Raw genomic sequence first — 24115 nt, forward strand, 5'->3', positions numbered from 1 at the left:
CGACTACGCCGATCTCATGCCTTGGAGAATGCCTGCTGCCCTCAACCGCTGAGGGGCGTCGTTAAAAGACCGCGTACCGTCGAGCGATCCAGATGTGATCGTGAAACACTTCTCGCGATCCGCCACCGTTCGCAGCAACCGAATCGCATGCTTCGACAGTGGCACTGCGCGCGGCTTCCCGGTCAGGTGTTGCGTCTTGTGCTCGACCGTCGCGACGCGCCGCCGCAGATCGAGAGCCCCTTTCCCGAGGCTCAGGATCTCGCCGGCACGCATCGCCGTGCGCAGTGCGACGAGGAATGCAAGCGCCGTCTCCTGGCTCTTGGTCTCCGGCGCGACCCGAGCTCGATAGCCGAGCCAGCGGCAAATCAACCGCACCTCACCCGGCGTCACTCGGCGGTCGCGCGGTGGCGGATCAGTAGGTAGCCGGAAACCCTCGAACGGGTTCGCCTCCATCCAGTGCCATTCCTTCCGTGCGATGCTGAGCGCGTTGCGCAGCCAGCTAATGTCGCGCTGCACCGATGCGGCCGAAACTGCCGACACCTTCTCCCCATCGCTCCCCACGAACCCTTTCAGCCGTGCATCGCGCCATGCCGCAAGGTCGGGCGTCTTCACGTCTGCCAGCTTCTTGTCGGCGAGGTCGGGGAAGTTACGCAGGAAGGCGCGCAGGCGCAGCGACTCCGGCCGGGCGCCGCGCTTGGAGGGGATGACCTCGCTATCGTATCGCTCCAGCGTTTCGCGTAGCGTGTGCAACTCGGCCGGAGAAATGTCCTTGCGCTGCCGCATCTCATGCTCGCGCGCGGCGGCCCATGCTTTCGCCTCGCGCTGCGTGCGGAACACTTTCGAATCGCGGGTGCCTTGGACGGAAATTTGGACACGCCAGCCGTCTTTGTGTGGGGTGATGGAAGCCACCGTGGGGAGTCCCGTGGGGAAAAGATGGGGACTCAATTGTACAAACATCGGCTTTTTGGGTATTCAGGTGCCTGTACGGATAAACAGTTGTTGCCGCTTAAACCATTGTTTATACAGCTGTATACATACGCCGCATGTTCTTGCCTAGTATCGTTGGTGCGTGAGGCCGGACTCGAACCGGCACACCCTTGCGGGCGTCAGGACCTAAACCTGGTGCGTCTACCAATTTCGCCACTCACGCATGCGGGACATGCTGCGCGGAACGGGAACCGCATCATGGCGGCTGTCCCAAAAAGCGCAAGCGCGAGATTCTAACCGATCCGCCGACGCTTGTCTCTAGCATCACGGCCCCGTTTCGGCCGCGATGCTAGAATGCCGCATTGTCCGGGTGTGCCGCGTCTGCGTCGCGAGAGCGGGCAGCGCGAGAAAAGCCCGCGGCAGCGCACCAGGCGCGTGCGCCGCCCTGCCGTTCCGCCTGCGCCCCACTCGTTCCTGTCCCCGTGAATTTCGACGAATACTGTGAAGAAAAAGCCGCGCCGCCCGGCTCCAGCCTCTATTACGGGCTGCGCCAGGCGCCGCTTGCGCGCCAACCGCTCGTTGCCGCGCTGTTCGCGCTGCGCCGTGAACTCGAGCAAACGGTGAAGGAAATCAGTGATCCGGCCGTCGGCCGCGCGAAACTCGCGTGGTGGCAAAAGGAGCTTGCGGCGCTTATCGCCGGCCAGCCGTCGCATCCGGTGTCGCAGGCGCTCGCCGCACACCACCCCGATCTGTCAAGCAACGCCGCCGCGCTGCAAACGCTCGTCGCGGGCTACGGAATGGATCTCGACCAGGCGCGCTATCTGGACTTCGCCAACCTGGGCCGCTACGCCGATCAGACAGGCGGCGCGTTCGCGCAGCTCGTCGCGCGCGCGAGCGCTTGCCGGCCGGGCGATGCCGGTTGGGCACCGCCGCTCGGGCACGCGCTGACGCTCGCGCAACTGGTGCAGGATCTCGGCGACGATGCGCGCCACGGCCGTATATACGTTCCGATCAGCGAGTTGCAACGCTACGGCGTGACCGCGGCCGACCTGCTCAACCGCCGCTATAGCCCTGCGTTCACCGAACTGATGCGCTTCCAGACGTCACGCGCACGCGACGCGCTTCATGCGTCGCTCGCCGCCATCCCCGCCGATGAGCGCCGTGCGCAACGCACGTTGCGCGCGCTCGGCGCGCTCGCGCTCGCGGTACTCGACGAGATCGAGCGCGACGGCTTCCAGGTATTGCATCAGCGGATCGCGCTCACGCCGATCCGCAAACTATGGATCGCATGGCGCGCCGCACGCCGCCGCTGATCCGGCGCTCGACGAAATCGAGCTTGACAGCTTCCAGACACCGCCAACGGATCGCGCTCGCGCCGGTTCTCAAACGATAGATCGCATGCCGTGTTGCCGATCAGGCGCGCAACAGCGGCAATGGCTCGAAACGCTGTTGGAGCACGCGCGTCGCGTCGAGCCCCCACCACGGCCCGAGCACGGTCGCGTAGAGTTGCCGGAAATCGACCGCGACAGGCAGGTTGCCATTGCCGTCCAGCCTGCCTAGCGCGGGCGGCGCGCCATACAACCCGCCGCGCACGCGCCCGCCCATCACGAAATGCGGCGCGGCCGTGCCGTGATCGGTGCCGCCGCTCTGATTCTCGCGAACGCGCCGTCCGAATTCCGCATACGTCATGACGAGCGTGTTGTCCCAGCGGCCAAGTTCAGTGAGCGCCGAGCGCATCGCGACCAATCCGTCGGCCAATTGCTTGAGCAACCCCGCCTGCTGGCCGAGCTGGTTCTGATGCGTGTCGAAGCCGTTGAGCGTGACGCGCAGCACCGCAACGCCCTGCCCCGGCGCGGGCATGCGCTGCGGCGTGTCGCACGCGGCGAGCAGCTGCATCGCGGTTTTCACCGCGGTGCCGAACGGCCCGGCCGGAAACGCGGTCGCGAGCATGGGCGCGCCGGCGTGCGGGCGCAGCCGGTCGGCGGCCTTGACGATGTCGTTCTCCACGTCGATCACATGCGCAAGCGCGGGATTCTGCTCGCGCAGCGACACCGGCTGCACGAGCCGCGCCGCGCGAATGAATTGCGCAGGATTGATGAGCGCAATCGCGCGCGCGCCGTTCGCAAGCGGCCCCATCTCGGCGCTGCCGAGCACGACGCCGTCCGCGGCGAAACCGGGCGGCACGCTCGCCTGCGCGAACGCGCGCGTGAGCCAGCCTTCGTGCAGATACTGGTCCGAACGCGACGCGGTATCCCAGATCTCGATCGAGCGGAAATGCGACAGATTCGGCTGCGGATAGCCGACGCCGTCGACGATCGCGAGCCGCCCGTCACGCCAAAGCGGCATCAACGGCGCGAGCGACGGGTGCAGCGCCGTTCGCTCGTCCAATTGCACGAGTTGCTCGCGTTTGATGCCGATGGTCGGGCGCAGCGTCCGATACAACGGGTCCGCATACGGAATCACCGTGTTGAGTCCGTCGTTGCCGCCTTTCAGCTCAACCAGAATCAGCAGGTTTGAATAATTTGCGCCACGCGGTGCGCCCGCGAGCGCGCCGGCCGCCGACGCGAACGCGCGGGGCATCGAAAGCGAGACGCTCGCCGCTCCCGCTACGCCTGCAAGGGTCAGAAAATTGCGTCGTTTCATCCTGCTGTCCTCTTTATGCATTCGCCGCAGCCGGCCTATCCGGTCGCCGCACGCATCGCTTTCGATGCCGCGTCGCGATCGCGCCGGCCGCGCTCATTTCCACTCGCTCATTTCAATTGATAGGCCGGGTCCATCAACAGCGCCTGCAAATAGGCCATGCTGGTCGCGCCAGTCTCGGTTGCCGCGACGGGCGACAGCGGCAGCACCGCATGTTGCAATTGCAACTGCGTCGACAGATCCGGCTGCGCCTGCGGCTTTGTCCGATATGCGGCGAGCCACGCACCGATATCGAAGCGCATCCCGCGCCGCGCCGCCGACTTGCCGTCCATCATCGCGCGGGACGCGGATGCCGGCGCAGGCGCGGCATGCCTGCCTGCCGCCTCGGTGGCCCGCATCATCTGCTCGACGAATTGCTTGCGCGCGAGCAGCGTCGCGCTGTTGATCCACGTCGCGCCGCCCGGCCAGCCTTTCACGTTCGGCGGATAGAACAAATTCTGGCCGAGCGTGCGCAGCGTGTTCACAAACGGCCCGGTATCGCCGTAATCGACGTCGAGCAACCGCACGGTGCCGACCACGAACTCCGCCGGCGATTTCACGAGCACGCCGCGATTGCGCTCGGCCCAGAACGCCTGCGACGACAGCAGCCCCGCGAGCGCCGTCCGGATGTCGTAGCCGCTTTGCCGGAAACGCTCGGCCACGCACTCGACGGTGGGCGCATCGGGCGTATCGGAAATAAACTCGCGCCACAATTTCGCGACAATGAAGCGCGCGGTCTCGGGCCGCGCGAGCAGAATGTCGAGCACCGCGTCGCCGTCGAAGCGGCCGGTCTCGCCGAGCACGGTTTTTTCGCCGTCGTCGTGAAAGTTCGGCATGAACACGTAGCCGAGCGTATCGGGATTAACGCTCCAGCCGGTGTAGGCGCGTGCGGCTTCGGACACGTCGCGCTGCGTGTAATGCCCTTCGCCGAGCGTGAAGAGTTCCATCACCTCGCGCGCGAAATTTTCGTTCGGGCGCCCTTTACGATTCGACGCGCCGTCGAGATATTGCAGCATCGCCGGGTCTTTCGCGACGCTGTGCAGCAGCGCGCCGAAATTGCCGAGCGCGGCGGCGCGCAACAGCATGTTCTGCGCCGCAATCGTTTGCGGATACGGTACTTTGTCCTGACCGGACGTGAAATGATTGTGCCAAAAAAGCGTCATCCGCTCGGTCAACGGCGATGGCGTGACGAGCATCTCGCGCACCCACCACGCGCGCAGTTCGTCGTAGCGGCGATTGCGCAATTGCCGCTCGGCCCGCCGCTCGTCGGGCGTATAAGCCGCACGCACCGCGCGCGGCGGCGGCAGTTCGCGCACCCAATCGGGCAGCGGCGTCACGCATTGCGTGCGCACGCCGTCGAGCAGCCCGGCAAGCGCCTGCGCACGCGTCATCCCGACCAGCCGCGCGACTTCACGCGGCGGTGGCGAAAAACCGGTGCGCGTCAGCAAGAAACGCGCGTCGTCGGCATCGAGCAATTGCTGCATGTCCGCCGACAACCGGTCCGTTCGATCTACGTGGCCAGCCCAGCCGATACTCGCCGGGGCCCGTCCTGCCGCGCTCGCATCGCTCATCGCCGATCGCTCTCCTGGTTCGGGCAATCCACGACGATTGCCCATGCGGCGCACGCGCCGCGATACTGGCGATTCAACGGTCCGCCGCGGTGGGCAGTTGACGATCGATTTGATACGGAATTTTTCAACGGCGGCGCGCGCCTGGTGGATACACGCAGCGCAAACGCATCGGGCGGGCGCCCGGCATGCGCATGATGCGCCGCTCAGCGCTTGTAGAGTTCCCGCACGGCGTCCTCGATATGTTGACGCAACAAATGCCGCTCCTCCGGCGTCATATGGCCGTCGCGGCGACGCTGTTCGAGATCGGGCGGAACGGCCGAGCGGTTCGCCTGCTCAGCGTGCTCGAACGCAGCAGCGGGCGGCGGCTGAGCGCCCTTGCCGCGCGGCGATTTATGAGACGCCGGTGCGCGATCGTGCGGCTGCGCACCAGCCAAAGCGGGTGCGAAGAGGCCAGCGTATGCGAGCCCCAGCACGAACGCAATCCTCGTCGGCCGCATCACGGGCCTCGCCTGTTTCGTCGTTTTGTTCCCTTCGTCACGCGGCAAGCAGCTATCTGTGGCACACGAACCAACCCTGCGAAAATCGGCGTGCAAACCATGAAAATGTTTTAAGTGCAGGGAGTATCCACCGAATATCGCCTTCGAGTAAAGAAGTCTGTCGTCACTGTCTTTACTCAGCACAACAGCACGGGTAAATTTTGTAACTGACTGTTACCCGCCAAAAGTCGTTGCCGCGCGACTTTTCCCAATCGCGATAAGATGCCGCTCATGGAAACGAAAAATCCCTCGAAAATCCTCGTCGTCGACGACGATCCGCGCCTACGCGACTTGCTGCGCCGCTATCTCGGCGAACAGGGCTTCAATGTGTACGTTGCCGAGAACGCGACGGCCATGAACAAACTCTGGGTGCGCGAGCGTTTCGACCTGCTCGTGCTGGATCTAATGCTGCCCGGCGAGGACGGCCTGTCGATCTGCCGCCGCCTGCGCGGCAGCAACGATCGCACGCCGATCATCATGCTCACGGCGAAGGGCGAGGACGTCGACCGGATCGTCGGCCTCGAGATGGGCGCGGACGATTACCTGCCCAAGCCTTTCAATCCGCGCGAGTTGGTCGCACGCATCCACGCGGTGCTGCGCCGCCAGGCGCCCGCCGAATTGCCCGGCGCGCCGTCCGAAACCACCGAGGTGTTCGAATTCGGCGAATTCTCGCTGAATCTCGCCACACGCACGCTGACGAAGTCCGGCCAGGAAATCCCGCTGACGACGGGCGAGTTCTCGGTGCTCAAGGTGTTCGCGCGCCATCCGCGCCAGCCGCTGTCGCGCGAAAAGCTGATGGAACTCGCGCGCGGCCGCGAATACGAAGTGTTCGACCGCAGCCTCGACGTGCAGATTTCGCGGCTGCGCAAGCTGATCGAGCCCGATCCGGGCAGCCCGCGCTTCATCCAGACGGTATGGGGCCTCGGCTACGTGTTCATCCCCGACGGCGCGGCCTGATGGCCAAGCCGTCGCGGCACGCGCGATTGCCCGTTATTGACGCCAGATAAACAGCCTGTCCTATGCGTATCGACCGGCGCCTTTTGACGCTCGTGTTCGGCGGGCTGTTCTGGCGCACGTTCCTGCTGATCGCGCTGCTGATCGCGGTGAGTCTTGCCGCGTGGTTCCAGAGTTTCAGAGTGATCGAGCGCGAGCCGCGCGCGCAGCGTGTCGCGTTGCAACTGGTCGCGATCGTGAAGCTCACGCGCACGGCCCTGCTCTATTCCGACCCCGATCTGCGCCGCGCGCTGCTGCAGGATCTCGAAAGCAACGAGGGCGTGCGCGTCTATCCGCGCGAAAAAACCGATAAGTTCAAGCTACAGCCTGACGAATCGCTGAACCGGCTGATCGAGCACGACATCCGCAGCCGCCTCGGCGACGACACGGTGATCGCGCAATCGGTCAACGACATCCCCGGCGTGTGGATCAGCTTCAAGATTGACGACGACGATTACTGGGTGGCGCTCGACCGCGATCAGCTCGACACCGTCACCGGCCTGCAATGGGCCGGCTGGGGGCTGTTCGCGCTCGCGCTGTCGCTGATCGGCTCGGCATTCATCACGAGCCTCGTCAACCAGCCGTTCTCGCGGCTCGCGCTCGCCGCGCGCAAGGTGGGCTCTGGGCAAACGCCCGAGCCGTTGCCCGAGCGCGGGATGGGCGTCGCGGCCGAAACCAACCGCAGCTTCAATCAGATGGTGCGCGATCTCGAGCAACTCGAGGCCGACCGCGCGCTGATGCTCGCCGGGATCTCGCACGATTTGCGCACGCCGCTCGCGCGGCTGCGCCTCGAAACCGAGATGAGTCCGTCCGATCAGGCAACGAAGGACGCGATGGTCGACGATATCGAACAGATGGACCGCATCATCGCCGCATTCATCGATTACGCGCGCCCCGCGCAACGCACGCCCGAGCCCGTCGATCTGTCGGTCGTCGCGCACGACGTGGCCGCCCGGCTGGCCGGCGAGGACGGCGTGCAAATCGTCACCCGCCTGGCGCCCGCCGCGATCATCGCGGCGGATGAAACCGACATGCGCCGCGTCGTCGGCAATCTCGTCGAGAACGCGCGCAAGTATGGGCAGAGCAAGCGCGACGGCATCGCCCGGATCACGCTCGAGACCCGCGTCGCGCATGCGCGCGTCGAGCTCGTCGTGCTCGACGAGGGTCCGGGCATACCGGACGACCAGCTTGCGCTCGTCATGCGCCCGTTCTACCGCGTCGACACCGCACGCACCAAGGCCGAAGGCACCGGCCTGGGGATGGCCATCGTGCTGCGCCTCGTCAGCCGCTATCGCGGCACGCTGCGCCTGGCCAACCGCCGGCCCGATGGCGGCCTTGAAGTCATGCTGGAGTTCCCCGGCGCGAAAGCGCGCGCATCCGCGTGACTCGCCCTGCGCCGCACCGATATCCGCATGCTATCGCCGTCTTTGAAAATTTCTATGGAGTTTGTTAGTTAAAATCTATTGAGAAAAAGAATCAATAGAGCTATAGTCTTACAGATGCTGTCACGGAAACGTTGCAGCGCATAGGTAGCTTGACCGCTTGTTAGCAGTCTTTCCCAACTCACACAGGAGCATCCGCATGAAAACCGTGGGCGATAAACTCGAAGCTTTCACCGTCGTGGCCGCGAAGCCTGGCTTCAATCATCACGAGGAAAACGGTCAGTCGGCATTCGAGACCGTCACCGAAGCGTCGTTCCCAGGCAAGTGGAAGGTGATCTATTTCTATCCGAAGGATTTCACGTTCGTCTGCCCGACGGAAATCGTCGAATTCGGCAAGCTCCAGAAGCAATTCGAAGAGCGTGACGCCGTCCTGCTCGGCGGCAGCTCGGACAACGAATTCGTCAAACTCGCATGGCGCCGTGAGCACAAGGATCTCGACAAGCTGAACCACTACTCGTTCGGCGACGTCAAGGGCGAGCTGATCGACCAGCTCGGCGTGCGCGATCATGAAGCGGGCGTCGCGCTGCGCGCCACCTTCATCGTCGATCCGGACAACACGATCCAGCACGTGTCGGTGAACAACCTGAACGTCGGTCGTAATCCGGAAGAAATCCTGCGCATTCTCGACGGCCTGCAAACGGACGAACTCTGCCCGTGCAACCGCGCGGTCGGCGGCGCAACGCTGTAAGCGTCGATGCACGAAGCCCGCGGCGCGACGCTTTCGCCTGCGGGCTTTTTTAACGGCCCAATCATAGGAGATATCAATGAAATTTATCGATTCGATTAAGGCGCAGATCCCGGACTACGCAAAAGATATCCGCCTGAACCTGGACGGCACGATCGCTCGCTCGTCGCTCGAAGGCAACGATGCGGTTGGCGTCGCACTTGCCGCGGCGTTCGCGACCAAGAGCACGACGCTCGTCAAGCTGATCCGCGAAGCGGGCGTGCTGTCCGCCGAGGAAACGCAAGCGGCGCTGACGGCTGCCGCGCTAATGGGCATGAACAACACCTGGTATCCGTATGTCGAGATGGCCGACGACGCCGATCTGAAGACCGCGCGCGCCGAACTGCGGATGGGGGCGTATGCGTCGCATGGCGGCGTCGACAAGCGCAAGTTCGAAATGTACGCGCTAGCCGCGTCGATCGTCGGCAAGTGCCACTTCTGCGTGAAGTCGCACTATGCGCTGCTGAAGAGCGAGCAAGGCATGAGCGTCACGCAATTGCGCGACGTCGGGCGGATCGCGTCGGTGATCAATGCCGCCGCGCAAGTCCTCGCCGCCGAAGGTAAATGAGCGTGACGGCGGGCTGTCGTCGCGTCACATCGCGAACATGACGGCCCGCCGGCAAGCAGCGCATTGCATCACCCCGCGTTTGCACGAGCGCTGACATCCTGCCGGCAAACGCGACGCGCCCCCCACTCCGCCTCGCCCCGTGCCTTGCCTGATCCGGGGGCAGGCCGGCGCCCCCCCTTCGATACCCGGCTCCAAACAGTCAGGTCCGACAATTTTCCGTTCACATCAGAAAACGGAAATTGCACCGCTCATAATCATTACAAAATCCTCATATCACCCCGTTAAAATAAGAATAATAATCGACTTCCCATCATTCCCACGTAACGGCAATCATTTCGCAAAACAGAAAAGCTTTTCGCATCCACCCATTTCAAAAATAAAAATCAAGTATACTTTAACCATCAATTTCCCCATTCGCTGCCATATCAGCCCTATACAAAATGGTTCAGCTTAATTTTCGACACGCAAATCCGATACGTCGAAAATAACAATCCCACGCTGCTTGGCGGCAAAGACTCACCCGATCCAATCCGATTCAATCCAACGCACTCGATCATTATCAATCACGATCGAATCGTAATATCCTCAACCAATAAATCATCATCCACCGGAGACAAAAAGTGCTGATTCCACAATCTTCTTCGATATGCTCCAGCACATTGATCAATCAAGTCGCGATCAATATCGAACCGGAAGCCAATGCAGGCGCTGCGGACGAACGCACGTCCTCCACAACCGCCACCCAACCCGGCTCGCCTCAAGCAATCGGCACCGTTGCCGAAGCAACCGCCTCCGAACCGCACCCGCCCTCCAGCGAGCCGGGCATTTTGCAACGGCTGAAGGACATTGGCCCATGCAATATCGCCAAAGCCGCGGTGGCATCTGGCCTGCGCGACGGCACAAGTTCGTTTGTCGGCAGATATGTCGGGGACCAAGCCAGCAATTTGACCGGACTCCTGCTTTCCAGCACGAACAGCGCGCCGGTGGCCAATGTGATGGCGGCGGTCGCCGGCGCGGCTTCCGTCGGCACGGGCGCGCTCTATGGTTATTCGATGGGTAAATTGCTGGGCAATTCTTTATCTTCGGTCGTCGATTGGGCAAAACAGCTCAATCCGAGCGATTACGGCCGAATTGCGTCGCTCGCTTCCGGAGCCAAGGCCGTAGCGCCTTATATAGAGAAGCTCGCGTATTACACCAAAGAGATTGCGCCCTCCGTCGGCGCATTCGCCGGCGCGGGTATCGGCGGCGCCGGCTACGCATTGGCCGGCCCAACTGTCGCAGTGGGCAATCTGGTTTCGGCATGTACCCGGTCCTTCATGCAGCAACGCGTGACCGCGCCCTATGGAAGCAATATCCAATGGGAAAACGGCATACCCAAATCGATCTACGTACTGCCTCCGGCAATCGGCTACGCGGGTATTGCAATCGGCACCGCATTTGCCGGCCGCGTGGCGACTACGGCCGCCTCCAATTCGCAACTCGAACCGGGAATCTGTCAAACCGAACTCGGCGAAAAATTCCATTCATTCATCAACGCGAATCCGGTACCCGCGCCGTGCTCTTATCTCCTTTCCGGAGAATTGAAATCGACGGACAATCCATTTGACGCCAGCACCTGCGCCCAAATTATCGGAAACCGATTCAAAACCTACATTTCCCCACCATCAACCCAAACATCGACGCCAACCGGCTGCGAAGATTATTTTTTAAAGAACGCAGCGTCTTACGTGAATGCAAAGTTCGGAATGGTTTCCAATTTCGTTCGCTGGGCATTCAAACCATTGATCGACGGCAGCATCACCGGGATAGGGGAAGCAGTGGACGGCGCAGTGGGCACAGTCTTTCGCGCCTCGGCGCACGGCAGCAAATTTGAACCGTCACATCCGATCAGCCATAAATACAGCAACGTCTCTTTCCGTAAAGAAGCCACGTCGCGCATTTGCTCCGCCACCGCCGGGCAATTCATCAACGGGATTTCCAATCAGATGCTGTCACCACCGGCAGTCGTCGTCGGGCAAGCCATAACGGGTTTTGTCCAGGAATATCGCAGCGTCGTGACCCGGCCCGTGGTTACGCATACCAACGAGTATTTTCACGGCTGGTTCAGCAAGCGCGCACCGATTGACGTCAACACGATGGCGAACACCGATAACCAAACCGAGACCGCCGACGAGCAAACCGATGACGAAGCGTGAACTCGATCGGCAGGGAATAGATGAATCGCACCGCATGCGGCACGCCCGGGCGCATCGTGGCGCGGCGGGATCGCCGGCACGGGTTCGGGATCTTCATCCGCATCGCGCGAGGCGTGGCGGGCGATCGGCCGATTATCCCGTAACGGGACGCGCGGGCACTCGACACGACCACCCCACCCCGAACTATCCGGCCTGCGGCGAATCCGGCGACGCGTCGCGCACGACGAGCGCCGCGGCCTGCGCTTCGATTCCCTCGCCGCGGCCGAGATAGCCAAGCTTCTCGTTGGTCTTCGCCTTCACGTTCACGCGATCGAGCGGCAGGCCGAGATCCGCGGCGATGTTCGCGCGCATCGCGTCGATGTGCGGCGCGAGCTTCGGCGCCTGCGCGATCACCGTGCTGTCAACATTGCGGATCGCAAACCCGGCCTGCGCGACACGTGCCGCGCATTCGCGCAGCAGCGCGCGGCTGTCGGCGCCCTTGAAGCGCGGATCGGTATCGGAAAAGTGGCGGCCGATGTCGCCGAGCGCCGCCGCGCCGAACAGCGCGTCGGTGATCGCGTGCAGCAGCACGTCCGCGTCCGAGTGGCCGAGCAGCCCGCGCTCGTAGGGGATCGTCACGCCGCCGATGACGAGCGGGCGCCCGGGAACGAGCTGGTGTACGTCGTAGCCTTGTCCGATTCTGAAATCCATGTTGCGTTCGACTCGAGTGTGGGTTGCGGTTCAATCAGGTTCAACAGGCGCGCGCCGGATGCGCGAGAAACGCTTCCGCGAGATCGAAATCCTCCGGATACGTCACCTTGAAGTTGCGCAGGCTGCCTTGCACGACGCGCGGCGTATGGCCCGCCCATTCGATTGCGCTTGCCTCGTCGGTCAGGTCGTGGCCGTCGCGCTGCGCGCGCTGGATCGCGTCACGCAGCATCCCGATGCGGAACATTTGCGGCGTCTGCGCCTGCCAAAGCCCATCGCGCGGCTCGGTGCGCGCGATCGCGTCGCCGCCCGCCGGCACGCGCTTGAGCGTGTCTGCCACCGGCAGCGCGACAATGCCGCCGACCGGATCGTCCTTCAATGCGCCGATCAGCGCGCGAATCAGCGCGGGCGTGATGCCGGGGCGTGCCGCGTCGTGCACGAGCACCCAGTCGGCGGGCGTCGCGCCAAATTCGGCGAGCTGGACCAGCCCGTTGAGCACCGATGCCTGCCGCGATGCGCCGCCGCAGCGCCGCACCGCGAAGCGCAGGCCGCTGAAGCGGCGCGCGTCGAAGTGGGTATCGTCGGGCGAAATCACGACGAGGGTTTGCGCGAACTCGCTGCATGCGTCGAACGCGGCCAGCGTGTAATGCAGCAGCGCGCGGCCGGCGAGCGTGCGGTATTGCTTGGGCAATGCCGAGCCCGAGCGGCTGCCGGTGCCCGCGCACGGTATCAGGGCGAAAAGACGGGAGGTCACGGAAGGGATCGCCGGAAAAGATGAAAATGAAAGACGGATTTTATAATACGTCTTTCATCGCGACGGGCCGCGCTCGTTCCGGCCGCCGCGATGCCCGCAACCAGCCGCTCGTTATGTCCGACAACGCCTCTTCATCGCCCTCTCCGGTCGCGCTCGTCAAGGCAGGCCAACGCTATACGTTCGATGGCGCGCACGGCTCGGCCGACGCGCTCGCCATTGCCCGCTATTTCACCGCGCATCGCATGCAGGTGCCGCTCGTCGCGGTGATCTGCGCGAACGCAGTGGATGCGCAACGGCTCTCGCAAGAACTCGGCTATTTCGCGCCCGGTGCGCGCGTGCGCGTGCTGCCCGACTGGGAGACGCTGCCTTACGACACGTTCTCGCCGCATCAGGATCTCGTGTCCGAGCGGCTCGCGACTCTGCACGACTTGGGCGAAGGCCGCTGCGACATCCTGCTCGTGCCCGCGACGACCGCGCTGTACCGGATGCCGCCCGCATCGTTCCTGGCCGCCTACACATTCGCGTTCGCGCAGGGCGAGCGGCTCGACGAGGCCAAGCTCAAGGCGCAGCTCACGCTGGCTGGCTACGAGCACGTGAGCCAGGTCGTGCGCCCCGGCGAATACTGCGTGCGCGGCTCGCTGATCGACCTGTTTCCGATGGGCTCGCCGCTGCCGTACCGCATCGACCTGTTCGACGACCAAGTCGACTCGATCCGCTCGTTCGATCCGGACACCCAGCGCAGCCTCTACCCGGTGCGCGACGTGCGCTTGCTGCCCGGGCGTGAATTTCCATTCGACGAACACGCGCGTACCGCGTTCAGAAACCGATGGCGCGAGACGTTCGAGGGCGACCCGAGCCGCGCGCCAATCTACAAGGACATCGGCAACGGCGTGCCGTCGGCGGGCATCGAATACTATTTGCCGCTTTTCTTCGAAGAAACCGCCACGCTCTTTCACTATCTGCCCGAGCGCGCGCATCTCGTGTTCGCGGGCGATCTCGACGCATCGATCAAGCGTTTCACCGCCGACACCAAGCAGCGCTACGCGTTCCTGTCGCACGACCGGGAGCGGCCGATTCTCGAGCCGAAAAAGCTGTTCCTGTCCGACGACGATTTCTACGCGCTCGCCAAGCCGTTCGCGCGCGTGGCGCTGCCCGCGCAGCCCGAGGGCGGCTGGGCCACGCCGCTGCCGCCGCTCGCGCTCGATCGTCACGCAGACGATCCGGTCGCCGCGCTGCGCCGCTATCTCGACACGACGGCCAACCGCGTGCTCTTCACCGTCGAATCGGCGGGCCGCCGCGAGACGATCGCGCAGCTTCTCGCCGACAACCGGCTGCGCCCGGCCGCCAACGACAGCTTCGCGTCGTGGCTCGCGAGCGACGAGCGCTTTGCGCTCGGCGTCGCGCCGCTCGCGAGCGGCTTCGCGGTGCCGGGCGAAGGCTGGGCGGTCGTCACCGAAACCGAGCTGTACGGCGCGCTCGGCCGCCGTAGCAGCCGCCGCCGGCAGGAGCAGGCAAGCAACGTCGACGCGATGGTGCGCGATCTGTCCGAGCTGAAGCTTGGTGATCCGGTCGTCCACGCGCAGCACGGCATCGGCCGCTACATGGGGCTCGTGTCGATGGATCTCGGCGAAGGCGAGACCGAGTTCCTGCATCTCGAATACGCGGGCGACAGCAAGCTGTATGTGCCCGTCGCGCAACTTCACGTGATCTCGCGCTACAGCGGCGCGGACCCGGACAGCGCGCCGCTGCACTCGCTCGGCTCGGGCCAGTGGGAGCGCGCGAAGCGCCGCGCCGCGCTGCAGATCCGCGACACCGCCGCTGAGCTGTTGAACCTGTACGCGCGCCGCGCGGCCCGGCAGGGCCACGCGTTCGCGCTCGAACCGCGCGATTACGTGAAATTCGCCGACAGCTTCGGCTTCGACGAAACGCCCGATCAGGCGGCCGCGATCGCGGCCGTGATCGGCGACATGACGAGCGGCAAGCCAATGGACCGGCTCGTGTGCGGCGACGTCGGCTTCGGCAAGACCGAAGTCGCGCTGCGCGCGGCGTTTATCGCGGTGATGGGCGGCAAGCAGGTCGCGCTGCTGTCGCCGACCACGCTGCTCGCCGAGCAGCACACGCAAACCTTCATCGACCGCTTCGCCGACTGGCCGGTGAAGATCGCCGAGCTGTCGCGCTTCAAGTCCGCGAAGGAAGTGAGCGCGGCGATCCGGCAGATCAACGAGGGCAGCGTCGACATCGTGATCGGCACGCACAAGCTGCTGTCGTCGGACGTGCAGTTCAAGCGCCTCGGCCTCGTGATCATCGACGAGGAACACCGCTTCGGCGTGCGCCAGAAGGAGGCGCTCAAGGCGCTGCGCGCGGAGGTGGACGTGCTCACGCTGACCGCCACGCCGATCCCCCGCACGCTCGGCATGGCGCTCGAGGGGCTGCGCGACTTTTCGGTGATCGCGACCGCGCCGCAAAAGCGCCTGGCGATCAAGACCTTCGTGCGCCGCGAGGAGGAAAGCGTGATCCGCGAGGCGATGCTGCGCGAGCTGAAGCGCGGCGGCCAAGTCTACTTCCTGCACAACGAGGTCGAGACGATCGAGGAGCGCAAGACGATGCTCGAGGCGCTCGTGCCCGAGGCGCGGATCGTGATCGCGCACGGGCAAATGCACGAGCGCGAACTCGAGCGCGTAATGCGCGATTTCGTCGCGCAGCGCGCGAACGTGCTGCTTTGCACGACGATCATCGAAACCGGCATCGACGTGCCGAGCGCGAACACGATCATCATGCACCGCGCGGACAAGTTCGGCCTCGCGCAGCTCCATCAGCTTCGCGGCCGGGTCGGCCGCTCGCACCACCAGGCATACGCGTACCTGCTCGTCCATGATCCGCAGGCGCTGACCAAGCAGGCGCAGCGCCGGCTCGAGGCAATCCAGCAGATGGAGGAACTCGGCTCGGGCTTCTATCTCGCGATGCATGACTTGGAGATCCGCGGCACGGGCGAGGTGCTCGGCGACAAGCAGTCGGGCGAGATCCACGAGATCGGCTTTCAGCTCTATACCGAGATGCTGAACGACGCGGTGAAGGCGCTGAAGAACGGCAAGGAGCCCGACCTCACCGCACCGCTCGCCGCCACGACCGAGATCAATCTGCACACGCCCGCGATCCTGCCCGCCGATTACTGCGTCGACGTGCAGGAGCGGCTGTCGCTGTACAAGCGCCTCGCGAACTGCGAGCACGGCGACGCGATCGACGGCATTCACGAAGAGCTGATCGACCGCTTCGGCAAGCTGCCGCCGCAAGCGCACGCGCTCGTCGAGACGCATCGGCTGCGCCTTGCCGCGAAGCCGCTCGGGATCGTGAAGATCGACGCGAGCGAAGCGGCGATCGGGCTGCAATTCGTACCGAATCCGCCGATCGATCCGATGCGCATCATCGACATGGTGCAAAAGCACCGGCACGTGAAGCTCGCGGGTCAGGACCGGCTGCGAATCGAGACGCGCACGCCGGATCTCGCGGTGCGCGTGTCGACGATCAAGGAGACGCTGCGTGCGCTCGGCCAGCCGCAGAAGCCGCGCGAGCAGGCGGCGGCACGCTGACGCGGGCGGCCGCGGCGCGGCGGCGGCAACGGCGCCGCCCTACCGCTGCGGCCGTGCGCCGGGCAAGATGCCGAACAACGCGACGCGCGACGACTCGTGTTCGGCGTGACGCGGCTCCAGCGCCGCGCCGAGTCATGCGAACTCGAACACGAACGCCGGCGCGCTGCTGCATCGCAGCGCGCCACGCCACAGCGTGCGCGGGCGTTTTTGGATATGATCGTTGCATTCCCCCGCCGGAGTTCCGCCATGTCATTCGTCGACGCAACGGCGCCGTCCGCTGCCGCCTCCTCGTCGCGCGCCGAGCCGATCAGCCTGGATTGGACCCGAAGGCTCGTGTCGATCGACACGACAAGCCGCGTGCCGAACCTCGGCCTCATCGAAATGGTCCGCGATGCGCTCGCCGATGCCGGCGTCACGTCGACGCTCACCCACGACGCCCGCGACGGCTGGGCGAATCTGTTCGCGACGCTGCCCGCGCACGACGGCTCGACCCACGGCGGGGTCGTGCTGTCCGGTCACACCGACGTCGTGCCGGTCGACGGCCAGCAGTGGGACAGCGATCCGTTCCGGCCCGAAGTGCGCGACGGCAAGCTGTACGGGCGCGGCACCTGCGATATGAAGGGCTTCATCGGCGCCGCGCTCGCGCTGCTGCCCGAGATGCGCGCCGCGAAGCTCGCGCAGCCGATCCATTTCGCGCTGTCATATGATGAGGAGATCGGCTGCGCCGGCGCGCCGCTGATACTCGCCGATCTGAAATCGCGCGGCATCGCGCCTGCCGGCTGCATCGTCGGCGAGCCAACCGGCATGCGCCCCGTGATCGCGCACAAGGGCGTCAACGTCTACCGCTGCTGCGTGCGCGGGCACGCCGCGCATTCGTCGCTGACGCCCAAGGGGTTAAACGCGATCGAATACGCGGCGCGCCTCATCTGCCGCATCCGCGACATTGCCGACGAGTTCCGCGCGCAAGGCCCGTTCGACGCGCTGTACGACGTGCCGTTCTCCACCGCACAGACGAGCCTCATCAGAGGCGGCAACGCGGTCAACACGGTGCCTGCCGAATGCGAGTTTTCGTTCGAATTCCGCAATCTGCCGACGCTCGACCCCGATGCGATCTTTGCGCGCATCGACGCTTATGCGCGCGATACGCTGCTGCCGCTGATGCGCCGCGAGCATCCGAACGCGGCGATCGAGTTCTCGAAGGTGGCGGCTGCGCCCGGCCTCGATGCAGCCGAGCAGGAAGCGATCACGCAGCTCGTGCGCTCGCTCACCGCCGACCAGGAAAAACGCAAGGTCGCCTACGGCACCGAGGCCGGCCTGTTCCAGCGGGCGGGCATTCCGAGCGTGGTCTGCGGGCCTGGCCACATCGAACAGGCGCACAAGCCGAACGAATACGTCGAACTCGAGCAGCTCGCGTCGTGCGAGCGCTTCCTGCGCAAGCTCGTGCACGGGCTCACGCTCGCATGACGTCGTGCCCGGCCGCCGCGCGCGAGCCGCGGCCGGCCGGACGATCGCCGCCGCTCTTTCGCCTCTGTCGCCGTTGCCGCCCGCTTCGCTTCTTTCGCCCTTCTCGAATCCTCGCAAGCCCATGTCGACCTCCCCGCACCGCCCCGAGCACCTGACGATCAACGGCGAGCCCATCCCGACGCTCGACGAAATCGCCGCGCAGCATTTCGCGCTCACACCATGGGTCACGCGCACGCCGGTTTTCGAGCGCGCCGACCTGCCGACGCTCGAAGGCACTCACGTGAACTTCAAGCTCGAATTGCTGCAAGCGAGCGGCAGCTTCAAAGCGCGCGGCGCGTTCACGAATCTGCTCGCGCTCGGCGCGGAAAGAAAAAGCGCCGGCGTGACCTGCGTGTCGGCCGGCAATCACGCGGCGGCCGTCGCGTATGCGGCGATGCGGCTCGGCACCAGCGCGAAGGTCGTGATGTTCAATAGCGCGAACCCGGCGCGCATCGCGCTGTGCCGCCAATACCGCGCGGAAGTCGTGATGGCGTCGAGTCCCGCCGATGCGTTCGAAACCGTCCGCCGCATCGAGGCCGAGGAAGGCCGTTTCTTCGTCCATCCGTTCAACGGCTATCACACGGTGCTCGGCACCGCGACGCTCGGCTACGAATGGGCGACGCAGACGCCCGATCTCGACGCGGTGATCGTGCAGATCGGCGGCGGCGGGCTGGCGGCGGGCGTGTCGACCGCGCTGCGGCTCGCGAATCCGCACGTCCATGTGTACGGCGTCGAACCCGAAGGCGCGGATGCGATGAGCCGAAGCTTCGCGGCAAACCATCCGGTCGAAATGGGCGCGATGCGCACGATCGCCGATTCGCTGATGGCGCCGCACACCGAGGAGTACAGCTACGAGCTGTGCCGCCGTCATGTCGACCGAATCGTCACCGTATCGGACGACGCGCTGCGCAACGCAATGCGCTATCTGTTCGCCCATCTGAAATCGGCCGTCGAGCCGGCCGGCGCCGCAGCCACGGCCGCGCTACTCGGGCCGTTGCGCGAGGCGCTGCAAGGCAAGCGGGTCGGCATATTGCTGTCTGGCACCAACATCGACCCCGCCACGCTCGGCGCGCATCTCGAGCGGCAGCCTGCGCCGCACGCGTGACGCCGGCCGTCGAGCTACCCCCGGTTCATGTCGAAAAGCTTATTGATCAGCACCGGACAAACACGCTAACGCGTTGATCGCCCGATACTTCGCGCCCGTGCCGCCCAATGCGGCCCTCACCGGTGCGGAATGGGCGCATATCGGCCAGTTATCCCCAGTTTCTGTTGAAAGATCTGTTGACAAGTTTTGGGCAGCATCGCTAAATACTTGATGCGATTCGGATCGCCCGCCAAGGTGCAATGCGCCGCAGCGTCGCGTCGCACCGGCCGTGCGCACCGCCGTCGGTACGCTTTTCCACAATTTTTGTTGACAGGCTTGTTGATAACCGCCCGGACAAGCCGCCAAATCCTTGAGCGCAAGGCGTTTTCCGTTCGCGCCCGCAGGGCCGGCAAGCGCGCTCCGGCAGCGGGCAGATAGCACGGCCGCCGGTGCGCCCAAACCTGCTCCGCTCTCATTTCATCCACGAGGACGCCATGCGTTCGACATCGATTGCCGTCACGTTCAGCCTCACCCTCGCGTTGCTGTCCGGATGCGCAACCGCGCAATCCAATGTGGAGCGCGCGTCAGCGAACAACGGCGACGCGCTCTGTGCGCAAGCCGGCGGCGTCCGGCAATTGCAGGCGGACCTGCTGTTCGGCCGCGACATCGCCTGGGGCGGCTCCGTCACCGATGCGCAACGCGAGCGCTTCATCGCCGATGTCGTCACGCCGCGCTTCCCCGACGGCCTGACGACATGGGACACGCGCGGGCAATGGCGCGACCGCGCGACGAACCAGATCGAACGCGAGTCGAGCTTCGTGGTCCGGATCGTCGCCCCAGACACGCGCGCGACGCTCGACAGCCTCGCGGAAATCCGGCGCGCGTACAGCGAGCAGTTTCACCAGCAATCGGTCGGACTGCTGCTCACGCGCTTGTGCGCGTCATTCTGACCCACCTGCCCGCCCGCATCGGCCGCGACAACGCGGCTCAGCCGGACGGCGCTCACGCCGCCTCCGCCGTCACGCGCGGCATTCGCGCGCCGGTCACGGCTTGTTGCTCTCGAACATGTCGATGATCTGCCGCTTCTCCTCGGGCGTGACGGGCGGCGGCGTGAGGCCGGCCGCACCGGCCGAGCCGAGCGCTTCGTTCGCGTTCACCGTCGGACTGGCCGCCGGATTGAAATCGACGCTCGCGATGAAGCCCGCGCCCGGCGTGCGATCGGCGTAATACAACTCGCCGTCGATCGTCGTCAGCCCATCCGGCATCGGCATCTGCTGCTCGGGCACGCCGGCGAGCGCACGGCGCATGTAGTTCACCCAGATCGGCAACGCGAGCTGCGCGCCGAATTCGCGGCTACCCAGGCTCCTCGGCTGATCGAAGCCCATCCATGCGACCGCGACGAGCGAAGCCTGATAGCCCGCGAACCAGCCGTCCTTCGCGTCGTTCGTCGTGCCGGTCTTGCCTTGCAGATCGGCACGGCCGAGCACATTGGTGCCCGCGCCCGTGCCCGCCGTCGCGACCGTGTGCAGCAGGCTGTTCATCACATACGCATTGCGCGCGTCGATCGTGCGCGGCGCCGTGCCGCCCGCGCTTACCGGTTGCGCTTTTTGCAGTGCCTGCCCGCGCGCATCGTCCACTTCGGCGATCAGATAAGGATCGACCTTGTAGCCGCCGTTCGCGAACACCGCATAGCCGCTCGCGAGCTGCAGCGGCGTGACGAGGCCCGCGCCGAGCGCCATCGGCAGATACGGCGGCGTCTTCGCGGGATCGAAGCCGAAGCGCTGCGTGATGTATTGCTGCGCATACGACGTGCCGATCGACGCGAGAATGCGGATCGACACGAGGTTCTTCGAGCGCTGCAGCGCCGTGCGCATCGACATTGGGCCGTCGGGCTGGTCGTCGTCCTTCGGCTCCCACGGCTGGCCGCCCGGCACGCTTGGCGGGAAGTACAGCGGCGCGTCGTTGATGATCGTCGCGGGCCCGAGCCCCTTGTCGAGCGACGCCGAATAGACGAACGGCTTGAAGCTCGAGCCCGGCTGCCGCCACGCCTGCGTCACGTGATTGAACTTGCTTTTGTTGAAATCGAAGCCGCCGACGAGTGAGCGAATCGCGCCGTCCTGCGGCGCGAGCGCGACGAGCGCGCCCTCCACCTGCGGCAACTGCACGATCTGCCACGCGCCCTTCGCATCCCTCATCACGCGCACGATCGAGCCCGGCTTGATCCGTATCGCGTCCGACGCACGCGCGCCGAGCGCGCCGGCGACGAAGCGCAGCCCGGCGCCGCCGATCGTGGTGGTCGCGCCGCCGACGAACTGCACCTCGACGGCGGCCGAAGACGCACCCAACACGACCGCCGATTGCAGATCGCCGTTGTCCGGATGGTCGGCGAGCGCATCGTCGATCGCCTCGTCGCGCGTGTCGCCCGCGGGCGGCAACGCGACAAAGCCTTCCGGGCCGCGATAGCCGTGGCGGCGCTCATAATCCATGATCCCGCGGCGCACCGCCTGATACGCCGCTTCCTGATCGGCGGCGTTGATCGTCGTCGTCACCGTGAGGCCGCGCGTGTACGTCTCGTCCTTGTACTGCGCATACATCATCTGCCGCACCATCTCGGCGACATACTCGCCATGCACCGCGTACTGGTTGCCCGGCGTGCGCGTATGGATCTCCTCCTTCACCGCTTCGTCGTACTGCGGCTGGGTGATGTAGCCGAGTTCGCGCATCCGCTTGAGGATATATTCCTGCCGCACCTTCGCGCGCTTCGGATTGACGACCGGATTGTACGCGGAAGGCGCCTTCGGCAGCCCCGCGAGCATCGCCGCCTCGGCGAGCGTGATGTCCTTCAGATCCTTGCCGAAATACACCCGCGCGGCGGCGGCAAAGCCATACGCACGCTGCCCCAGATAGATCTGATTCATGTACAGCTCGAGAATCTGATCCTTGGTCAGCGCCTTTTCGATTTTGTACGCAAGCAGCATTTCGTAGATCTTGCGCGTGTACGTCTTTTCGCTCGACAGGAAGAAATTGCGTGCGACCTGCATCGTGATCGTACTCGCGCCCTGCCGCGCGCCGCCGTGCATCAGATCGGCGACGCCCGCGCGCAGGATGCCGAGAAAATCGACGCCGCCGTGCTCATAGAAGCGATAGTCCTCGATCGCGAGCACCGCCTTTTTCATCACGTCGGGAATGTCCGCAAAGTGCACGAGACTGCGGCGCTCCTCGCCAAACTCGCCGAGCAGGACACGATCGGCGCTGTAGACGCGCAGCGGCACCTTCGGCTGATAGTTGGTCAGCGCATCGAGCGAAGGCAGTTGCGGCCCCATCACGACGAGCGCGTAGCCGGCGAGCAGCGCGCCCACGACGGCGAGCGTCGCGATCAGCCCGACGAACCATAGCGCGACGCGCGAGCCGAACGTGCGCGAGCCGCCGTCGCGGCTCGTGCGGCGGGAGGCGCGGCGGTCGTCATCGTCGTCATCGTCGGTGTAGTAGGCGCCGGCGGGCGAACGTCGTAGCGAATAATGATGCTCGTTCGTGGCGCGGGAGGAAGGCGGTCGTTTGATAATCGGCATGTCGGGAATGGCTGCTCGCCGCGGCGCTCGGCGGCGCGCGCGGCGAACGCACGCAAAGCGCGTGCGGAGAATCGGCAAGACGTGGCGTCGCGAAAGAGTATCACGTCGGGCCGCCTCGACGAGCGCCGAGCATGACGGCCGGCCGCGCAGCGCGACGGCGCCCACCGCGCCGGCCGATACCGCCGGCCGATACCGCCGGTCGGCACGTCGACGCATATGACAGCGCATTTTAATGAAATCGACGCGCGGACTTCGCGATTTTTTGTAAAAAATCTAAGGTTCCGTTGCACACCCCACCGACCGTTCACCGCGAACGCGCTTATGATGAAGACACCGGCGCCCCCAGCCGCCACGCTTTCATGCTGAAAGACACACACGCAAAAATGAGACGGCGGGGTCTGGAAATCGCCGCCGCTCGCCCGCATGTCGGGTGTCCGCCGGGCCGCGGCGAAACGGTGCGCGCCGCTCGCAAGCCGCCGCGTTTAAGGCGGGTTTAAGCGATCCGGTGGTGTAATATCCGCCGGCACCGGCCGCTCGGCGCGGCAATGCACCGCACGCGATGCGCGCATGCGCATCGTCATTTATCTACGGAGGAATTCATGTCGCTTTTCGATTCTATTTCGCGCACGATCAAAGGTCTGCTCAACGATGCGGCGGACTCGGTGCAGGACCCGTCGCGCGATGCGCGGCAAATCGTGCGGGAGCTCGACGACAGCATCGGCCGCGCGGAAAACTCGCTGATCGAGATCGAAGCGCAAGTCGCCATGCAACGCAGCAAGCGCGACGCCGCAAGCGAGCGCGCGAAGAAGTATGAGGACGGCGCGAAGCGCGCGCTGCAGTCGGGCGACGAAAGCCTCGCGCGCGAAGCGCTGGCCGCGCAGGCGAACGCCGAAGCCGAGCGCGACGCGCTCGCGCGCGAACTCGAAGCGCTCGAGCCGTCCGTCGACAAACTGAAGGCACAGATCGCCGACATGCGCGCGCGCCGCAACGATCTGAACGCGCGCTCGAACATCCTGCAAGCCAAGCAGGAAATCGCGCAGGCGAAGGACGTCGCGGCGACGGCGCTCGGCGGAATCGGCGGCAAGAATCTGTCCGAGGATTTTCAGAAGCTCGAGGACAAGGTCGCGTTGTCGAACGCGCGCTCCGACGCACGCCTGAACTCGGCCGACTCGAACAGCGGCCGCGCGCTCGACGACAAACTCGCCGCGTTGAACAAGGGCCCGTCCGTCGAGGACCGCCTCGAAGCGCTGAAAAAGCAACTGAACACGCCGGCCCAGCAGTAACGCAACGGCGGCT

Annotated in this window: 18 protein-coding genes, 1 tRNA gene and 1 pseudogene; 11 read left to right on the top strand and 9 right to left on the bottom strand. The window is 65.1% G+C overall.

Going from position 1 to position 24115, the window contains the following annotated elements; genetic code table 11:
- Positions 1-3 precede the first annotated feature (3 nt).
- Both WS68_RS01855 and WS68_RS01860 read right to left on the bottom strand, forming a co-directional pair.
- A complete protein-coding gene (locus WS68_RS01855; protein ID WP_082709759.1) occupies positions 4-909 on the bottom strand; it encodes a tyrosine-type recombinase/integrase in 906 nt (301 codons plus the stop codon).
- 154 nt (positions 910-1063) lie between these two features.
- Positions 1064-1150, bottom strand: a tRNA-Leu gene (locus WS68_RS01860).
- 259 nt (positions 1151-1409) lie between these two features.
- On the opposite strand from WS68_RS01860, the gene hpnD reads away from it, so the two are divergent.
- Positions 1410-2240, top strand: a complete 831-nt coding sequence (gene hpnD, locus WS68_RS01865) for a presqualene diphosphate synthase HpnD (protein WP_059569199.1) — start codon at positions 1410-1412, stop codon at positions 2238-2240.
- Positions 2241-2340: 100 nt separating this feature from the next.
- Here the strand turns inward: hpnD and WS68_RS01870 are convergent, their stop codons facing one another.
- The 4 genes and pseudogenes from WS68_RS01870 to WS68_RS28655 all read right to left on the bottom strand — a co-directional run bounded on the left by WS68_RS01870 (position 2341) and on the right by WS68_RS28655 (position 5857).
- Positions 2341-3570: a DUF1501 domain-containing protein gene (locus tag WS68_RS01870; RefSeq protein ID WP_059569200.1), complete on the bottom strand. Its 1230-nt coding sequence runs from the start codon at positions 3568-3570 to the stop codon at positions 2341-2343.
- Between the two features lie 107 nt (positions 3571-3677).
- Complete coding sequence (locus tag WS68_RS01875) at positions 3678-5102, bottom strand: DUF1800 domain-containing protein (RefSeq protein ID WP_231752926.1); 1425 nt, start codon at positions 5100-5102, stop codon at positions 3678-3680.
- 278 nt (positions 5103-5380) lie between these two features.
- The gene (locus WS68_RS01880) at positions 5381-5674 is read right to left on the bottom strand and encodes a hypothetical protein (protein WP_059569217.1); all 294 of its coding nucleotides are present in this window, start codon (positions 5672-5674) and stop codon (positions 5381-5383) included.
- Positions 5674-5857: pseudogene (locus tag WS68_RS28655) on the bottom strand (hypothetical protein). The gene WS68_RS01880 and the pseudogene WS68_RS28655 overlap by 1 nt, the downstream one beginning before the upstream one ends.
- A 78-nt stretch (positions 5858-5935) precedes the next feature.
- Here WS68_RS28655 and ompR point away from each other — a divergent pair.
- The 5 genes from ompR (at position 5936) to WS68_RS01905 (ending at position 11635) form a co-directional block, all read left to right on the top strand.
- On the top strand, positions 5936-6670 hold the full coding sequence (ompR, locus tag WS68_RS01885) for an osmolarity response regulator transcription factor OmpR (protein ID WP_004192636.1): 735 nt from the start codon (positions 5936-5938) through the stop codon (positions 6668-6670).
- Between the two features lie 62 nt (positions 6671-6732).
- Positions 6733-8091 (top strand): ATP-binding protein, encoded by a 1359-nt coding sequence (locus WS68_RS01890; protein WP_059569202.1) that lies wholly within the window; start codon positions 6733-6735, stop codon positions 8089-8091.
- A gap of 196 nt (positions 8092-8287) precedes the next feature.
- Complete coding sequence (locus WS68_RS01895; protein WP_059513440.1) at positions 8288-8836, top strand: peroxiredoxin; 549 nt, start codon at positions 8288-8290, stop codon at positions 8834-8836.
- Positions 8837-8912: 76 nt separating this feature from the next.
- Positions 8913-9440, top strand: coding sequence for a carboxymuconolactone decarboxylase family protein (locus WS68_RS01900; RefSeq protein WP_059569203.1), 528 nt, complete (start codon positions 8913-8915; stop codon positions 9438-9440).
- Positions 9441-10060: 620 nt separating this feature from the next.
- A complete protein-coding gene (locus WS68_RS01905; protein ID WP_156429309.1) occupies positions 10061-11635 on the top strand; it encodes a hypothetical protein in 1575 nt (524 codons plus the stop codon).
- A gap of 183 nt (positions 11636-11818) precedes the next feature.
- Here WS68_RS01905 and ispF read toward each other — a convergent pair whose 3' ends face one another.
- Positions 11819-12325 carry a 2-C-methyl-D-erythritol 2,4-cyclodiphosphate synthase gene (gene ispF, locus WS68_RS01910; RefSeq protein WP_059569205.1) on the bottom strand — a complete coding sequence of 169 codons (507 nt, stop codon included), beginning with the start codon at positions 12323-12325 and terminating at the stop codon, positions 11819-11821.
- A 40-nt stretch (positions 12326-12365) separates the two neighbouring features.
- Positions 12366-13076: a 2-C-methyl-D-erythritol 4-phosphate cytidylyltransferase gene (gene ispD / locus WS68_RS01915; RefSeq protein WP_059569206.1), complete on the bottom strand. Its 711-nt coding sequence runs from the start codon at positions 13074-13076 to the stop codon at positions 12366-12368.
- 20 nt (positions 13077-13096) lie between these two features.
- On the opposite strand from ispD, the gene mfd reads away from it, so the two are divergent.
- The 4 genes from mfd to WS68_RS01935 all read left to right on the top strand — a co-directional run bounded on the left by mfd (position 13097) and on the right by WS68_RS01935 (position 20200).
- Positions 13097-16663, top strand: a complete 3567-nt coding sequence (gene mfd / locus WS68_RS01920) for a transcription-repair coupling factor (protein ID WP_156429310.1) — start codon at positions 13097-13099, stop codon at positions 16661-16663.
- Positions 16664-16909: 246 nt separating this feature from the next.
- On the top strand, positions 16910-18127 hold the full coding sequence (gene argE, locus WS68_RS01925; protein WP_059569219.1) for an acetylornithine deacetylase: 1218 nt from the start codon (positions 16910-16912) through the stop codon (positions 18125-18127).
- A gap of 121 nt (positions 18128-18248) precedes the next feature.
- Complete coding sequence (locus tag WS68_RS01930; RefSeq protein WP_059569207.1) at positions 18249-19271, top strand: threonine/serine dehydratase; 1023 nt, start codon at positions 18249-18251, stop codon at positions 19269-19271.
- Between the two features lie 473 nt (positions 19272-19744).
- Positions 19745-20200 (top strand): DUF3574 domain-containing protein, encoded by a 456-nt coding sequence (locus WS68_RS01935; protein ID WP_059569208.1) that lies wholly within the window; start codon positions 19745-19747, stop codon positions 20198-20200.
- Positions 20201-20293: 93 nt separating this feature from the next.
- Here WS68_RS01935 and WS68_RS01940 read toward each other — a convergent pair whose 3' ends face one another.
- Positions 20294-22819, bottom strand: coding sequence for a penicillin-binding protein 1A (locus WS68_RS01940; protein WP_059569220.1), 2526 nt, complete (start codon positions 22817-22819; stop codon positions 20294-20296).
- 599 nt (positions 22820-23418) lie between these two features.
- On the opposite strand from WS68_RS01940, the gene WS68_RS01945 reads away from it, so the two are divergent.
- Positions 23419-24102, top strand: a complete 684-nt coding sequence (locus WS68_RS01945; protein ID WP_059569209.1) for a PspA/IM30 family protein — start codon at positions 23419-23421, stop codon at positions 24100-24102.
- Positions 24103-24115: the final 13 nt, after the last annotated feature.

It is taken from the genome of Burkholderia sp. TSV86, from assembly GCF_001522865.1.
Taxonomy (GTDB): Bacteria; Pseudomonadota; Gammaproteobacteria; order Burkholderiales; family Burkholderiaceae; genus Burkholderia.

Bases quoted from the DNA above. Each gene is read 5' to 3' on its own strand.
- WS68_RS01870 (WP_059569200.1), bottom strand. From the start codon at position 3,570: ATGAAACGACGCAATTTTCTGACCCTTGCAGGCGTAGCGGGAGCGGCG.
- WS68_RS01880 (WP_059569217.1), bottom strand. From the start codon at position 5,674: ATGCGGCCGACGAGGATTGCGTTCGTGCTGGGGCTCGCATACGCTGGC.
- ompR (WP_004192636.1), top strand. From the start codon at position 5,936: ATGCCGCTCATGGAAACGAAAAATCCCTCGAAAATCCTCGTCGTCGAC.
- WS68_RS01890 (WP_059569202.1), top strand. From the start codon at position 6,733: ATGCGTATCGACCGGCGCCTTTTGACGCTCGTGTTCGGCGGGCTGTTC.
- WS68_RS01895 (WP_059513440.1), top strand. From the start codon at position 8,288: ATGAAAACCGTGGGCGATAAACTCGAAGCTTTCACCGTCGTGGCCGCG.
- WS68_RS01900 (WP_059569203.1), top strand. From the start codon at position 8,913: ATGAAATTTATCGATTCGATTAAGGCGCAGATCCCGGACTACGCAAAA.
- ispF (WP_059569205.1), bottom strand. From the start codon at position 12,325: ATGGATTTCAGAATCGGACAAGGCTACGACGTACACCAGCTCGTTCCC.
- mfd (WP_156429310.1), top strand. From the start codon at position 13,097: ATGAAAATGAAAGACGGATTTTATAATACGTCTTTCATCGCGACGGGC.
- argE (WP_059569219.1), top strand. From the start codon at position 16,910: ATGTCATTCGTCGACGCAACGGCGCCGTCCGCTGCCGCCTCCTCGTCG.
- WS68_RS01930 (WP_059569207.1), top strand. From the start codon at position 18,249: ATGTCGACCTCCCCGCACCGCCCCGAGCACCTGACGATCAACGGCGAG.
- WS68_RS01935 (WP_059569208.1), top strand. From the start codon at position 19,745: ATGCGTTCGACATCGATTGCCGTCACGTTCAGCCTCACCCTCGCGTTG.
- WS68_RS01940 (WP_059569220.1), bottom strand. From the start codon at position 22,819: ATGCCGATTATCAAACGACCGCCTTCCTCCCGCGCCACGAACGAGCAT.
- WS68_RS01945 (WP_059569209.1), top strand. From the start codon at position 23,419: ATGTCGCTTTTCGATTCTATTTCGCGCACGATCAAAGGTCTGCTCAAC.